This is a genomic window from Tahibacter harae, from assembly GCF_024437735.1.
Lineage (GTDB): Bacteria > Pseudomonadota > Gammaproteobacteria > Xanthomonadales > Rhodanobacteraceae > Tahibacter > Tahibacter harae.
In genome coordinates this window covers 101,393-116,674 of sequence record NZ_JANFQO010000012.1, presented here as the reverse complement: position 1 = coordinate 116,674, position 15,282 = coordinate 101,393, and the positions used below count along the sequence as shown (strand labels likewise).

The 15,282-nt window shown below is 70.7% G+C and carries 11 protein-coding genes; 3 read left to right on the top strand and 8 right to left on the bottom strand.

Annotated elements, in window-relative coordinates; translation table 11 throughout:
- Positions 1-98: 98 nt before the first annotated feature.
- A complete protein-coding gene (speA, locus tag NM961_RS14020) occupies positions 99-1,988 on the bottom strand; it encodes a biosynthetic arginine decarboxylase (protein WP_255915025.1) in 1,890 nt (629 codons plus the stop codon).
- A 235-nt stretch (positions 1,989-2,223) separates the two neighbouring features.
- Here speA and speE point away from each other — a divergent pair, with 235 nt between their 5' ends.
- Positions 2,224-3,075, top strand: coding sequence for a polyamine aminopropyltransferase (speE, locus tag NM961_RS14015; RefSeq protein ID WP_255915024.1), 852 nt, complete (start codon positions 2,224-2,226; stop codon positions 3,073-3,075).
- Positions 3,076-3,293: 218 nt separating this feature from the next.
- A complete protein-coding gene (locus tag NM961_RS14010; protein ID WP_255915023.1) occupies positions 3,294-4,205 on the top strand; it encodes an AEC family transporter in 912 nt (303 codons plus the stop codon).
- A gap of 73 nt (positions 4,206-4,278) precedes the next feature.
- Here NM961_RS14010 and NM961_RS24195 read toward each other — a convergent pair whose 3' ends face one another.
- The gene (locus NM961_RS24195; protein WP_255915022.1) at positions 4,279-5,535 is read right to left on the bottom strand and encodes a glycosyltransferase; all 1,257 of its coding nucleotides are present in this window, start codon (positions 5,533-5,535) and stop codon (positions 4,279-4,281) included.
- A gap of 107 nt (positions 5,536-5,642) precedes the next feature.
- Here NM961_RS24195 and NM961_RS14000 point away from each other — a divergent pair, with 107 nt between their 5' ends.
- Positions 5,643-6,812, top strand: a complete 1,170-nt coding sequence (locus NM961_RS14000) for a glycosyltransferase (protein WP_255915021.1) — start codon at positions 5,643-5,645, stop codon at positions 6,810-6,812.
- Positions 6,813-6,896: 84 nt separating this feature from the next.
- Here the strand turns inward: NM961_RS14000 and NM961_RS13995 are convergent, their stop codons facing one another.
- The 6 genes from NM961_RS13995 to NM961_RS13970 all read right to left on the bottom strand — a co-directional run bounded on the left by NM961_RS13995 (position 6,897) and on the right by NM961_RS13970 (position 15,227).
- Positions 6,897-7,490: a hypothetical protein gene (locus NM961_RS13995; protein ID WP_255915020.1), complete on the bottom strand. Its 594-nt coding sequence runs from the start codon at positions 7,488-7,490 to the stop codon at positions 6,897-6,899.
- Complete coding sequence (locus NM961_RS13990) at positions 7,487-8,806, bottom strand: O-antigen ligase family protein (RefSeq protein ID WP_255915019.1); 1,320 nt, start codon at positions 8,804-8,806, stop codon at positions 7,487-7,489. Before NM961_RS13990 ends, NM961_RS13995 begins: the two co-directional genes overlap by 4 nt.
- Positions 8,806-10,185: an FG-GAP repeat domain-containing protein gene (locus NM961_RS13985; protein ID WP_255915018.1), complete on the bottom strand. Its 1,380-nt coding sequence runs from the start codon at positions 10,183-10,185 to the stop codon at positions 8,806-8,808. The genes NM961_RS13990 and NM961_RS13985 overlap by 1 nt, the downstream gene beginning before the upstream one ends.
- Before the next feature lie 110 nt (positions 10,186-10,295).
- Entirely contained in the window at positions 10,296-12,932 is a 2,637-nt protein-coding gene (locus tag NM961_RS24385; protein WP_255915017.1) for a putative Ig domain-containing protein, read from the bottom strand.
- A gap of 15 nt (positions 12,933-12,947) precedes the next feature.
- A complete protein-coding gene (locus NM961_RS13975) occupies positions 12,948-14,186 on the bottom strand; it encodes a DNA-directed RNA polymerase (RefSeq protein ID WP_255915016.1) in 1,239 nt (412 codons plus the stop codon).
- 258 nt (positions 14,187-14,444) lie between these two features.
- Positions 14,445-15,227, bottom strand: a complete 783-nt coding sequence (locus tag NM961_RS13970) for a cupredoxin domain-containing protein (RefSeq protein ID WP_255915015.1) — start codon at positions 15,225-15,227, stop codon at positions 14,445-14,447.
- Positions 15,228-15,282 lie beyond the last annotated feature (55 nt).

The following is a 15,282-nucleotide window of genomic DNA, read 5'->3' as shown; positions in this document are numbered from 1 at the left end:
GGGCCTGCGGACGCCGCGGTCTGCGGCGGGTGTCGTGGGAATGCAGCTTTATAGCCGGAAATGCGCCGCGGGCGGCGCCGCCGCCCGCGGCGCGCCGGTCAGGGCGCTTCGGCCAGGTAGGTGTAGCCGGTCAGGCCGGTCTCCAGCACGGCCTCGAAGGCCTGTGCGGTTTCCTCGCCCAGGCCGGCCGCGGCGATCTTGTCGCGGTAGGCCTGGCGCAGTGCCTTGAGGTCGTAGCCGACGTAGTCGAGCATCACGTCGCAGGAGTCGCCGCGCTTGAACTGCGACAGCTGGGCCTGGCCGGATTCGTCCACGTGCACGCTGACTGCGTCGGTGTCGCCGAACAGGTTGTGGATGTCGCCCAGCGTTTCCTGGTACGCGCCGACCATGAAGATGCCCAGGCGATACGACTCGCCGGCGCGCAGCTCATGCAGCGGCAGGCTCACGTCCAGGCCGTCCTCTTCCACGTACTGGTCGATGCGGCCGTCGGAATCGCAGGTCAGGTCGCCGATCACGCCGCGCCGGGTCGGTTCCTCGTCCAGCCGGGTCAGCGGCACGATGGGGAAGACCTGGTCTATGGCCCAGACGTCGGGAATCGATTCGAACACCGAGAAGTTGACGAAATATTTGTCCACCAGGCGCAGGTCGAGTTCGTCTATGGCCTGGCGGTGGGCGCGTTCCTCGGGCTTCAGGCGCCGGCGCACCACGGTGACGATGGCGTAGAACAGATCGTCCAGGCGCGCGCGGTCGGCCAGCGAGAGCTGGCCCAGCGCATACAGGGTCTGGCCTTCGGCGACGTGGTGCAGCGCTTCCTGGTACAGCTCCAGCAGCGGACGTTCGTCCAGTTCGGCGTGGATTTCGCGCAGGTGGCGCAGCACGGCCGGCTCGTTCGCGCGTTCGGGCGGAATGGCGCCCTGCGGCGCCTGTTCCACTTCGCTGACGTTGACGATGAGCACGGCGTGATGCGCCGTCATCGCGCGGCCGGCTTCGGTGATGACGCGCGGCGCCTTGAGGCCGTGTTCGGAACACGCCTCCGCCAGCGGCTGCACGATGGTGGCGGCGTACTGTTCCAGGCCGTAGTTGATCGAGCAGAACGAACGCGAGCGCGAGCCTTCGTAATCCACGCCCAGACCGCCGCCCACATCCATGGTGCCTATGGGCAGGCCCATCTTGGACAGTTCCACGAAATAGCGCACGGCCTCGCGCATGCCCGCGGCGATATCGCGCACGTTGCTGAGCTGCGAGCCCATGTGGAAATGAAGAAGTTTCAGAGTGTGGTCGAGCTTGTGCGTGCGCAGCTGCTCGACCAGGTCCAGCACCTGGCGCGGGGTGAGGCCGAACTTCGCCTTGTCGCCGCCGGTGTTCTGCCACTTGCCGGCGCCCAGCGTGGCCAGGCGCATGCGCACGCCCAGCAGCGGCTCCACGCCGAGTGCGCGCGATTCCTCGATCACATGGCCGAGTTCCGAGGGTTTCTCGATGACGATGTAGATTTCCAGCCCCAGGCGGCGGCCGATCAGGGCCAGGCGGATGTATTCGCGATCCTTGTAGCCGTTGCAGATCACGGTGCTGCCGGGCCTGGCCAGGGCGAGCACGGCCATCAGCTCGGGCTTGGAGCCGGCTTCCAGGCCGAAGCCCGCGTCGCCGCGCCCGGCCAGCTCGCCGGCCACGCCGCGCTGCTGGTTGGTCTTGATCGGGAACACGGCGGTATAGCCGCCGGCGTATTCCCAGTCGGCCATGACCTTGGCGAAGGCCGCCTGCAGGCGCGCGCGGCGGTTGTGCAGGATGTCGGAGAAGCGCAGCAGCAGCGGCAGGCGCGAGCCCTGCGCCTGGGCCGCAGCGACGATCTCGTCCAGGGCCAGGGCCGGGCCGCCCGGACCCTGCGGCTGGGCGGTCATGCGCCCCTGCGCATCGATGTCGAAATAGCTCTCGCCCCAGTAGGGCACGGCGTAGCGCTGGCGCGCCTGTTCCACGTTCCACACGTTCGTCATTGACGGGGTTCCTCAAAGTCCGAAAGGTGCGTCGCAGCGGCGGGGCCTGGACGTAAAGCCGGCGGCATGGGCCGCCTTCACTATGGCCGGAAGCCTCGCACGCCGCGGGGCCATAGGGCCGGACATTGTACCGGGCCAAGGTCTAAGGTCGATGACGCCGGCGGACGCGACCAATCCGGACTGGGAACCGGTACAATCGCGCGCCCCGTTCACCCCCGAATCCGAGAACTGCGCCATGTCCGACAGCACCTGGTTTACCGAACAGCACGAGCACTCCGGCTCGTCCATCGGTTTTCGCGTGAAGCAGCAGCTGCACTCGGAGAAGACGCCGTTCCAGACCATCGAGATCTACGACACGACGGACTGGGGCAAGCTGATGGTCATCGACGGCTGCATGATGGTTTCCAGCCGCGACAATTTCCTCTATCACGAGATGATGTCGCACCCGGCCCTGTTCACCCACGCCCGCGCCAAGCGCGTGGTCATCATTGGCGGCGGCGACTGCGGCACCCTGCGCGAAGTGCTGCGCCACGACGAGGTGGAAAAGGCGGTGCAGGTCGAGATCGACGAGCGCGTCACCCGTCTGGCCGAGAAATATTTTCCCGAGCTGTGCGAGGCCAACAACGATCCGCGCGCGGAGCTGCTGTTCATCGACGGCATCAAGTACATGGCCGAATGCGAGCCGGAGTCGCTGGACCTGGTCATCGTCGACTCGACCGATCCGGTGGGCCCGGCCGAAGGCCTGTTCAACGCCGCGTTCTACACCAGCTGCTACAAGGCGCTGCGCCACGGCGGCATCCTGGTACAGCAGTCCGAATCGCCGCTGGTGCACCTGGACCTGATCAAGTCCATGCGCCTGGCCATGAAGAGCGCCGGCTTCCAGGCCGCCAAGACCCTGAGCTTCCCGCAGCCCTGCTATCCCACCGGCTGGTGGAGCTGCACCATGGTGCGCAAGGGCGCCGACCTCGCCGGCTTCCGCGAACGCGGCGCGGCCAGCAAGCAGTTCCCGACCCGCTACTACAACGTCGACGTGCACCGCGCGGCGCTGGCGCTGCCGGAGTTCATGCGCGAGGCGCTGGGCGAATAAGCCGTACCGGCATGCCGCTGGAAACCGCAGCGGCTGCCGTCAGGGTTCCGCTGCGGATGCCGGTTTCCCGGCGCGGCAGCTGATCCGCACACAGAGGCAGAAACCGCAGCGCGGCATCCCGCCGCTGCTTCGGTTTCTGCCTTGCTGTTTTGGGGCCCTGCACTTCCGACCATCGCCGCATTGCCGCGCCGCAACAAGCCGCCGATACTCGCGGCCCGATGAGCGTCCTCGCCTCCTTCGCTTTCGTCCTGCTGCTGATGGGACTGGGCCGCAGCCTGGTCTGGCGGCGGCTGGTGCCCGACAGTGCGCCGGATGCGCTCAACAGCGTGGTGCTCTACGTCTGCATGCCGGCGTCGATCCTGCTGCAGGTGCCGCGGCTGGAGTTCCAGGCCACTGCCTTCGGCGTGGTGCTGATTCCCTGGCTGCTGGTGGCCGTCAGCACCGGCCTGATGCTGCTGGCGGCGCGGCTCTGGCGCCTGGCGCGGCCGGATACGGCGGTGCTGCTGCTGGAGGTGCCGCTGGGCAATACCTCGTTCCTCGGCTACGCCCTGGTGCCGGTGCTGGCCAGCCAGGATGCGCTGCCTTTTGCCGTGCTGTACGACCAGTTCGGCAGTTTCCTGATCCTGTCCACCTTCGGTCTTACCGTTATCGCGATCTATTCCGGCGGCGCGCGGCCCACGCCGGCGGCCGTGCTGGGCCGGGTGCTGCGTTTTCCGCCGTTTCTGGCCCTGGTGTTCGCCCTGACCCTGATGCCGGCGCAGCCGCCGGAAGCGATACGCAACGTGCTGCAGCAACTCGCCGGCGCCATGCTGCCCCTGGTCGGGCTGGCCCTGGGCATGCAGCTCAAGCTGCGCCTGCCGCGCGCGCAGCTGCTGCCGCTGGGCCTGGGCCTGGCCGGCAAGCTGCTGCTGCTGCCGCTGCTGGCCTGGCTGCTGTGCCTGGCATTGCAGCTGGCGCCGGATGCGCGCGCCGCGGTGGTGCTCGAATCCGGCATGCCGCCGATGATTACCGCCGCCGCGCTCGCCGCCATGGCGCGGCTGGCGCCGGAGCTGGGCGCGGCCCTGGTCGGCTACGGTGTGGTGCTGTCCATGCTGACGCTGCCGCTGTGGCGGTGGTGGCTGGGGCTTTGAGGGCGGGGATCCGGGATTCGCGCGGCTGTGCGATGCCCTCGCTGAGTTCCGGCTCCGTCCGTCCGGCGCCTGCTCAATCCGCCAGCGCCAGCGCGTATTCCCGCAGCAGCGCCTGCGTACACCGCTCGGGATCGTGGTGCCGGCGCAGGTAGGCGCGGCCGGCTTCGACCAGGCTGGCGGCGAGTTGCGGTTCTGCGGCCAGCCGCAGCAGGGCCGCGGCGAAATCGGCCGCTGTGTCGGCGATCAGCAGCTCACGGCCGTGAACCACATCCAGGCCGGCGGCGGCGACGCGGCTGGCCACGGCCGGCAGGCCGCGGGCCCAGGCTTCGAGCAGGCGCATGCGCAGGCCGGAGCCGATCAGCAGCGGGACGGCAGCGATGGCGCCGGCGGGAAAGGCATCCACTGCATCGGCTGGCGCCGCATGCCAGCGCACGCCGGGCAGGGGCCGCGGATCGCCGCCGAAGACGTGCAGCGGCAGTCCGGCGGCGGCCAGACGCGGCGCCACGCCGGCCAGCAGCCAGTCCAGCGCCTGCCGGTTCGGCCACCAGCCGCCGCTGCCGGCGACGCAGACCAGCGGCCCGGCCTGTGGTGCCGTGCCGGCCGGCAGTTTTACCGGAAACGCCGGCGCCACCGCGTGCGCACAGTGCGGCGCGGCCGCGGCGCCGAGGGCGGCGGCGTCGCGCGCGGTCAGCGCGAGCGTGCGCGTCGCGGTGCGCAGTGCACGGATTTCGTCGCGGCGCAGGCGGCGCGCTTCCAGGCGCAGCGGCCAGGCGGCGGTGCGTGCGTCGGCAACTTGTTGCCAAAGTGAAGATTCCACATTCTGCATGCGCAGCACCAGCGGCAACCCGGCGTCCAGCGCCGGCGCCGCATTGGCCAGGGCCTGCAGCTGTTCGGCGTGGACCAGGTCGGGGCGCCAGTCTTCTATGCAATCGGCAACTGCCCGTTCCAGCACGGCATGATGATGGCGCGCGACGCTGAGCGCGCGGCCGGCGCGCAGGGCGGCCGCGGCGGCGGCCGGCCAGCTGCGCGCCGCAACAGGGATCAGCTGCGGATCGCAGAGCGTGCGCAGCATGGCGAGCGGTGGGGTTTCAGGACTTGCCTGGGTACTCGTGCCTACATCGACCCCGGCAGCACCGTCGCCGATGCCAGCACCAGCCGCAAGACTTTCGCCATCGCCATCGCCATCGCCATCGCGACCGGCCGCGCCGCCGGCCGGCACCGGCGCGATCAGGCGGATCTCATGCCCGGCCCGGGCCAGGCCGCGCAGGGTGTGCCACAGCACCAGCCGGCCACCGTCGCAGGCGGGCCAGGGCGGCTTGGTGGCAACCACGAGGATTTTCATGCGGGCGAGTGTAGAGAACCTGCGCGCCGGCCGGCTGCCTTGCGCCGCGTCGCGCGTCGACAAGCCGCCCGGCCGCGCCGCAGAATCGGTGCGCCATGCGCGTCCTGTTCATCACCCAACGCCTGCCGGCGCGGAGCGCGCGCGGCGATCAGTGCCGCGCCTTCGCGCATATCCGCGCGCTGTCGCAGCGGCATCGCATCACCTCGCTGAGTTTCAGCAGCGCCGGCGCGGCCGAGCGCGCCGCGCTGCAGCCGTATTGCGAGGATGTCATCGTGCTGCCGCGCTCGCGCCTGCGCGCCGCCGTGCGCGTGCTGGCGGCGCTGCGCGGCATACAGCCGCTGCAGGTGGCCCTGCATGCAGACGCGGGCAGGGAACTCGATCTGGCGGCGCTGCGCGGCCGCGGCTTCGAGCTGGTCCATGTGCAGCTGGCGCGGCTGGCGCCGGTGCTGGATGAATTCGCGCCATTGCCGCGGGTGCTGGATTTCGTCGATGCGCTGTCGCTGAACATGGCCCGGCGCGCGCGCTACGACCGCGGCCCGGCGGGCTGGCTGGCGGCGCTGGAAGCGCCGCGGCTGCGGGCCGTGGAGCTGGCCGTCAGCGAGCGTTACGTCACCACGGTCTGCGCGGCGGCCGACCGCGCCGCCATCCGCAGCGATGCGCGTGCGCCGCGGCTGGTGCGCAACGGCGTGGACCTGGATGAATTCCCGTTCCATCGCGGCCAGGCGCGGGCGGAGGAAATCGTGTTCGTCGGCAATCTTGGCTATTTTCCCAATGTGGACGCAGCCTGCTGGTTCGCCGCCGAGGTGCTGCCGCGGCTGCGGCGCGAGCGCCCGCAGCTGCGCCTGCGCCTGGTCGGCGCGCGGCCGGCGCAGGCGCTGCGGCGGCTGGCCGCGGCGCAGCCGAATATCGAGCTGGTCGGCCCGGTGGACAAGGTGCAGCCGTATCTGGCCCGCGCGGCGGCGGCGATTGCGCCGCTGCGCGCCGGTTCCGGCCAACAGTTCAAATTGCTCGAAGCCATGGCCCTGGGCACGCCGGTGGTCAGCAGCGCGCAATCGGCCGAGGCCATGGGCGCGGTGGACGGCGAACACCTGCTGGTGGCCGACGATGCCGCGGCCATGAGCGCGGCGCTGCTGCGCCTGCTGGCGCAGCCGGAGCTGGGCCAGGCGCTGGCGCTGCGCGCCCGCGCGCTGGTGCAGGCCGAGTATTCCTGGGCGCGTTCGGCGCAGGAGCTGGAAGCGGTATGGCAGGAGGCGGCAGCGGTCTGAGTGCGCGTGCCTGATCCGCTGTGCGGAATTGTCGGCGGCGGCTTCGCGGGGCGCCGCCGTCGCGGCAGCGGTGGCGCGATGCCGCTACGGCACAGGAGCAGGCAGCTGCGTCGGATTTGACGCCGGCGCCGGCCGCAGCGGCGGCGGCGCCGGGAGGTTTCCCGCGCGCAGCCGGGCTTCCAGTTCCGCGACCTGGCGCTGCAGCGTTTCGCGCAGCGCCCGCGGCAGCGTCGCCGTCGCCTGCGCGCTGGCCCAGGCCGTGCGCAGATAGGCCGCATCGGCGCCGGCGCTGTCGCCCTGGGTGGTGCGCGCGCGGCCGAGGTTGAGGGTGAATTCCGGCCGCTCGCTCGCGGCGACGGCGGCGTCGAGCAGGGACGCGGCCTCGCCGCCGCGGCCGCTCAGCAACAAGCCCACGGCGCGGGCCAGAGTGACGCGGGCATCGCCGGGCAGGGCGGCCGCCGCCTGCCCGGCCAGCCGCAGGCCCTGGGCGGCGTCCTGGCGGATCTGCGCCACATCGCCGGCCTGGCCCTGGCGGGCGGCCTGCTGCACGCCGTCCAGTGCGCGTTCCAGCTGCTGGTTCGCCGCGCGCAGGCGCCATTCGGCTGCGTAGCGCGGCAGTTCCGGCCACACGGCCGCAGCCAGCGCGGCGATGGCGAGCAAGCGCCACAGCCGGCTCACGCGCCCGCCTCCGCATCGTCCAGCAGCAGCCGCCAGGCGCGGCCGCAGGCCAGCAGCAGCACGACGGCGACGAACGGGATCTGCAAGGGAAACCAGGCCAGCGCGGCGACCATGCCGGCAACCAGCACGCCGAGCAGGATGCGCGCCTCCAGCGCCGCCGCGCGCCGCGCCAGGCGCAGCAGACCGCCGAGCAGGCAGCTCAGTGCGGCAAGCACGGCCAGCAGTACGGGCAGGCCGGCTTCGGCCGCCAGTTGCAGGTAGTCCTGGTGTGCCTGGCTGAAATACGTGCCCGGCGGGGCCGGCGCCAGGCGCTGGCGCAGGGCGATCTCGGCGGCGAAGCGCTGTGTCTGCGACTGCTCGGCATAGCTGCCCGGGCCATGGCCGGTCCAGGGCCGGCTGCGCAGCATTTCCAGCGCGGCGGCCCAGGCGCCCAGGCGGTAGGTGGTCAGCTGCTGGTATTGCTCGACGGTGTACGGCAGGCGCGCCCAGGTTTGCGCACGCAGCGCGGGCAGCGCCGCGCTGAGCGGCAGCAGCAGGGCCAGCAGCGCCGCCGCCGGCAGCAGCCGGCGCGTGCCGTGCCAGCGCAGGGCGAGCAGTGTCGCGCCGGCGGTGAGCAGCGCCGCGGCCGCGGTGGTCTGCCGATTGAAGGTGATCACGGCGACAGCCAGGCCGCACAGTCCCCAGCCCAGCCAGCGCGTGCGCGGCGCCGCCGCGGCCAGGCCCAGGGCGACGCCGGCCGCGCCGAGCAGGGCGCAGGCCAGGGCGACATAGGCTTCGTTGCCGAGCAGGGCGCCGGTGGGATAGCGCCCGCCGAGCTGGCTCATGGCCAGCGGCAGGGCCACGCCGGCGCCCTGCAGCAGCGAAAGCAGGGCGTTAACCGCGCTGGCGACCACGGCGGCCAGGAACACCCGGCGCGCGGCCGCGCCGTGCAGCGCCCGCGCCGCGCCCAGCGGCAGCAGCAGCAGGTACAGCAACTGCACGCGCAGGCTGTGCCAGGCGCCGGCGGGCTGGTCGGCGAACAGGGCGGAGAGCAGCAGGCCGGCCAGGGCCAGCGCCGCGGCAACCAGGCTGGCGCGGGCCAGTCCGCGCGTGGCCGCGGCGCCGTCAGGCCGGGCCAGGTCGCGCCGCAGCGCGTGCGTATTCAGCTGCCACAGCAGCAGGGCCGCGCCCGCGCCGGCCGCCAGCAGCGCGGCCAGGCGCTTGGGTGCGTCAAAGCCGGCCTGGGCGTAGGGATCGATCAGCCAGGCCGTGCCGACAAGGGCCGCGACCAGGCAGCCGGCGATGCCGCGCGCCGCCGTGGCGCCGGCTGCCGCCATCAGCGCGTTCCCGCGGCCGCGTGCAGGCGCCAGGCGCGGAAGCCGCCGCCGCCGGCGCACTGCGGGCCGCCGGTGCCTTTGTCGTCGCCGGCGTAGCTGACGATGAGTTCCAGTTTGCCGTCGCCGTCGATATCGGCCAGCGCGGCGCCGAAGGCGTTGCATTCGGCCATTTCCGCCGGCGGTGCGATGGTCAGGTCGCGGCTGAAGCCGCGGCGGGTCCCGGCGAAGCTCAGGATCTCGCCGCCGCTGCGCACGGCGACGAGGTCGTCCTGACCGTCGCCGTCGATATCGCCGGTAGCCAGGGCGACCACCGGATCGCGCGATACCGCGCTCCACAGCGCCAGCGCCTTCTCGCGGCCGCTGCCGGCGCCGTGTACCACTTGCAGCAAGGTACAGAACTGGCCGCCGCTCAGGGCGCGCGTGCCGTCGATCACTTCCTGGCGGCCGTCGCGGTCGAAATCGTGCAGCGCCACGGCGGAAATGGTCGCGTCCAGCGGCAGCGAGCGCAGTTCGGCGGACTGGAACAGATTGCCGTCGCCCAGTTGCAGCGCCAGGCGCGCGCCGCTGATCTGCAGGCCGAGCACCGCGTCGATATCGCCGTCGCCGTCGATGTCGCCGGCCGCGATGCTGTCGCCGAAGCTGGTCAGCGGGCGCTCGGGTATGGCGCGGTCCCACAGTCCGTCGCGGTTGAACCACAGCGCCAGCGCCTGGGTCTCGCCCAGGCCGCCGCGCAGGCTGGGGCCTTCGTTGATGGCGAGCAGGTCGGGCTTGCCGTCGCGGTTCCAGTCGGCCACGGCGATGGCGCGCGAAGTGAAGGCGGGGGCGCCGACCTGATCGGCCGGTGTCTGCAGCGCCAGGCCTTCGTTCCAGGGGGCGAAATTGCCCTGGCCTTCGTTGATCAGCACGGTCACGCCGCGCAGATGGGCCGCGAGGGCGATGTCGGGGCGGCCGTCGCCGTTGAGGTCGGCCGCCTTGATGTCGCCGTAGTCGTAGGGCAGGGCGGGAAAATGTGCTTTTTCCCACAGGCTGAAATGTCCACTGCCGTCGCCGCGGAAGATCAGCGGCTGGCCGCGGCCCTTGCGCGGCGGGCCGTGCAGCAGGTCCAGCCTGCCGTCGCCGTCCAGGTCGGCCAGATCGAAGCCGTTGCGCCACTGGCCGGTGTTGGGCAGGCCGGTTTCCAGCACGTCGGCGGCGAATCGGCCCGAGGCGGCCAGCTTGACCGGCGCACAGGCCGCCTGGGCGTCGCGCTGGCGCTCGGCCACCGCGCGCGGCAGCTTCTGCGCGCAGCCGGCGGCGCCGAGCAGGAGCGTGGCCAGCAGCGCCGCGGCGCCGTGGTTCAGGTGAGGACGGAAGCGGCCTGCGTGCACAGCATCACTCATGCGTAAGCGCCTGGCGGCGAAGCCGGGATAGTAACCGTGCCGGCGGCGGCGCGGCCAAGAAAAAGGCCCCGGGGTTGCCGGGGCCTTGGGAGTACAGCGCAGGTACCGGATCAGAAGCGCCGCAGCGCCGTCCAGCCGGCCAGGCTGAGCAGGCCGAGCAGGGTGACCAGGCTCCACAGCGACAGCGTCGGCACCGATACCGAGGTGAACGCGGTATTGATCGCGATGGCGTAGTTGCGCGTGCCGGTGAAGGCATTCTGGTCGGTCGCCGTGACGCTGAAGTTGTACAGGCCGACCGCGGTCGGTACGCCGCTGATGGTGCCGTCCGCCGCCAGGGTCAGGCCCGGCGGCAGCGTGCCACCGTTGAGGCTGAAGGTGTACGGCGCCAGGCCGCCCGTGGCCGTCAGCGAGACGCTGTAGGCCTGGCCGGCAATGCCGGCCGGCAGCGTGGGCGGATTGATGACGATGGCCACGCCGGTGCCGGTCGGCGAGTACTCGACGTCGTCCCACTTGCTGCTGCAGCCCGTGTCGGCCGGGAAGTCGATGGCGCCGTCGCCATCGTTGTCGATACCGTCGGAGCAGGCGCGGGTCAGTGCGTTGGACAGCTCGTTCAGATCGTTCGCGCTGGCGCAGCCCGGGTCGTTCGGGAAGTCGATCAGGCCGTCCAGGTCGTTGTCTTCACCGTCGGAACAGTCCGGCGCCTCGTGGTTGTCGCCGGCCGAGGTGCAGGTCTGATCGTTGGGGAAGTCGATCAGGCCGTCGCCGTTGTTGTCGATGCCGTCGCTGCACTGCGGCGCGTTCACTTCGCTGGTGTCCTGCAGCGAGGTGCAGCCGATGTCTGCCGGGTAGTCGATCAGGCCGTCGCCGTCATTGTCGAAGCCGTCGCTGCACTGGGTCTGCTCGGCATTGTTGCTGGCCACGCCGCCGCAGACCGGGTCGGCCAGGTCGATCAGGCCGTCGCCGTCGTTGTCCGTGCCGTCGCTGCACTGGGTGGTTTCGCTGTTGGCGCTGGCGGCGGGGCAGCTGGTGTCGGCCGGGAAGTCGATCAGGCCGTCGCCGTCATTGTCGATGCCGTCGCTGCACAGGGTGACTTCGGTGTTGGCGTTGGCATTCGGACAGCTGGTGTCGGCCGGGAAGTCGATCAGGCCGTCGCCGTCGTTGTCGACGCCGTCGCTGCACTGCGGCGCGGTTTCGCTGGAGTCGGAAGCCGAGGTGCAGCCCGGATCGGCCGGATAGTCGATCAGGCCGTCGCCGTCATTGTCGATGCCGTCGTCGCACTGGCCGAAGTTCTCGGTATTGTCGGTCGGGTTGTTGCACTGCGGGTCGCTGCCGACGTCGATGCGGCCGTCGCCGTCGTTGTCGATGCCGTCGGAGCAGGCGAACACGGTGTCTTCGATCGGGCTGTAGGCGCGCGGGCACTGCGGATCGTTGGGGAAGTCGATCAGGCCGTCACCGTCGTTGTCGGCGCCGTCGTTGCACTGCGGATTCTCGGTCGTGCCGGGGCCGTTGGCGGCGTAGCAGCCCGGATCGGCCGGGAAGTCGATCAGGCCGTCGCCATCGTTGTCGACGCCGTCGCTGCACGCCGGGAACGAGAGCGGCGGCGAGAAGGCCTGAGTGCGCGGCTGCGCGAACGCGGGCAACTGGGCGGTATCGCCGCTGAGTGCGGTGAAGGTGTTGCTGACGAAGGACTGGTTGGGGGCGCCGGCGACCTGCAGGTCATACCAGATGAAGCCCAGCGAGACCGGCACCAGCGCCTGGCTGCTGTCGCTCAGGCGCACCGACTGCGTGGCCAGCGGGAAGCTGGCGACGGTGCTCATGCCGGTGGCTTCTTCCTGGTGATCAAAGGCGAAGATGGTGTTGGTCGGCAGGCTAGCCGGCGGCGTGGCGCAGGCGAACGGCGTCACCGTGCCCGGATCGCGCCAGACCTGCACGGTGGTGTCGAACAGCACGTCCTGCAGGGAGAAGCGGCCGTGCCAGTTGGTCGGCAGGGATTCACGGTTGTCGGCGCCAGTATTGCCGACGCGGCGGGCGTAGAAGGTGTAGTCGCCGGCGCCGTCGGTGTCGGTATCCGAGGAACTGGCTTCGATATGCACCAGCGCATCGCCCTGGGCGCGGCCGAAGGCGGTGTTGTAGGTGGACTGTTCGCCCCAGAGCACGTTGTCGTTGCGTGCGATGCCGCTGCCGCCGAGCACGAAATAGCCGCTGTCGCCGGGCACCAGCGAGGTACAGGCATTGACCACGTCGACGGTGGCATAGCCGCGCGCGCGGCTGTCGCCGTGCGAGCTGCTGGCGCACTGGCCGCCGACCAGGGGCAGGCTGGAAGCCTGGCCGGTATGGGCGTTGCGCAGCGCGGTCAGGGTGGTGGCATCCAGTGCCGCGGCCGGCAGCTGGCCGGCGCAGGTGGCGAAGCCGCCGGCGCTGGAATTGGGCAGGGTGCCGTTGCGGAACAAGTCCGACAGGCTGATTTCCTTCACCCCGTAGCCGTCCAGGCGCACGTCGAAGGTATAGGTCGGCACACCGCGGTCACTCCACAGGGTGACGTGGGCCAGCTGCTCGCTGGCGCTGCGGTTGCCGATGGTGATGACGCTGTGGGCGGCCGGGCTGGCCGTATCGATCTCGAAATACGGCAGCAGCAGGGTCGCCGCCGGCACGTTGTCGTGGGCGTTGATGATGGCCTGGCTGGGGCCGGCGAAGGCGCCCAGCAGCAGGGCGGCGCCGAGGCTGAGCAGGGAAGCAGTCTTTTTCATGGCTAGGCTCCTGGCTCAGGGAACGGTCGGGTCGTCGCCGTAGGCGGCGTTGCCGAGCTGTATGCCCGGGACTACATAGGTCGCGCCGGTGCCGGCCGGCAGGCCGGACGGGATCTGACGCAGACTGAGCCAGGACTGGCGCACCGAACCCAGCGGGCCGGACGGTGCCGCGAGGTTGAGATTGGCGAACAGCCAGCCCAGCGGCGCGTTGATGCCGAGCGTGGCACCGCTGGTGCTGCCGGCGAGGAACGGGAACAGGTCGCCGCCGGGGGCACCGGCCGCGGCACCCTGATCGTTGAACAGGGCGACCTGGCGCTGGCTGCTGGGCAGGCCGGCGGGGGCGGTGCCGCAGGTGAACGGCGCGGTGACCGTGCCCGGGTCGCGCCAGTAGTCGACATCGGTGCGGCCGGCGGCGGCGCGGCCGGCCCAGGCGGTGGGCAGGGGCTCGCGGTTGTCGGCGCCGGTATAGCCGATCAGGCGGCCGTAGAAGGTCTGCTTGTTGACGCCGCCGCTGGTGAGCGGATTGGTGGGGCTGGCCTGGATGTGCACGGCGCTGTCGGCGATCACGCGGCGCGTCACCGGGTTGATGATGACGTAGTCACCGGTCATGGTGTTCTGGTTGGTCGCGTCGCCGCCGCCGCCGTTGATGAAATAGCCGGCCTCGCCGGGGAAGCGCCGGGTGCAGTTGTTGACCGTGTCCACGGTCACGTAGCCGCGGGCAATGCCGTCGCCGAGATTGCGCGAGCCGCACAGGCCGCCGAAGTAGTCGGCCGAGGGCTGGCCGCTGTGGGCGCCGACGATGTCACGGCTCAGCGCGCTGCCGTTCTGGACGTCGGGCAGCAGGCCGTTGCAGCTGGCGAAGTTGATGTCCTGGGAGATCGGCCCGTGCGGGCTGATCGTGTCGGTGGGATCCTGGCCGGCCGAGCCGGTACGCGGCAGGATGCGGCGGAACACCTGGCCCAGGTCCACCGTCTCCTGGTCGTAGCCGGTCAGATAGATCAGGAACTTGTCGGTGGGCAGGCCGTAGTCCGTCCACAGCACCACGTTGAGCAGGATCGCCGTGGCGCTGGCGTTCTGGATGGTCAGCACGGTGTTGGTGCCGTTGGCCGAGGAGGTGTCCACCTCGAAATGCGGGAACAGCAAAGTGGCGCCGGGTGCCGAATCGATGGTGCCGATCTGGTCCGGATTGAACCCTGCCCGTGCGGACAGGGCGAAAAGCGCGAGCGCGAGAAACGCGAAAAGACGGGCCAGCATGACTACCCCCGTTGCAACGTGGCTATTTGATCCCCTGGGCGCAGGCCCCTACCCCGGCCGGCGCGCACAAAGGTTAGCACCCTTCTGCGACCGGACAGATAGTGGCCTTCAGGCTGTTCGCAAAGACGCAACAATGTGCCGAGCCAGCCGGAAATACCCCACGGTTGAAGCGCAATCTGGCAGTGAAAACCATCACGGCGGCCAAAAAAGAAGCCCCGCGGCTGCAACGGTAGCCGCGGGGCCGGGAACGCGGCCGGTTTACTGCGGGCAGTTCACGCCGGCGATCGAGGTCACGCGCTCCAGCGGCAGGGTTCCGCTGGCGGTGAAGTTCGGATCCACCGAGGTCCAGTCCACCTTGCCGGCATTGCAGCCGGTGAAGGTGAAGGTCAGCGTGCCCCAGGGCGGGTTGGTGATGTTGGCTGGGTTGAAGTTCGGCGGGAAGCGGCCGCCCGTGCTCTTGACGGCCTGCATCACCAGGCGGTTGCCGTCGATGGTGCCGCTGCCGAAGATCCAGGCCTGGTTGCCGGCATTGTCGAAGGTGAACCAGATGACGATGGCGGTGGTGGCATTGACCACCTCGAACTGGAAGCCATGGCCGTTCTCGGCCGGATTGAACCAGTTGCCGCTGAGCGAGGGGCCGACGGCGAACGGCGGCGTGCCGTCGTCCTCGACGATGATGCGGCCGGACATGCCCACGCCGCCGGGACCGCCGTGGGCGCTGCAGTAATAGCCCTTGGTGCCGGTCTCGTTGAAGGCGACGGTCTGCGACCAGTTGCCGGAGACCGCGTTGCCGCCGTTGGGATTGCCCGGGCCGGCGCAGGTGGTGGAACAGCGGAAGGAATTGTCGTCGGCGACGACATTGTGCACACCGCCGCGATTGATGAATGTCACCGTGTCGCCGCGCTTGATGGTCAGCGTCGCCGGGCTGTAGCTGAAGCCGATGACGCCGCCGACTTCGACGGTATGGTTGGCCGCGCCGGCCTGGCCGGCCAGCCAGAGCAGGCCGGCGCCGGCCAGCCAGCGTACGAGTCGCAGATTCATGATGCCTCCGTAGCAGGGGAACGCCCGCGGCAGCACCGCCGGGCGAAACTCGGTT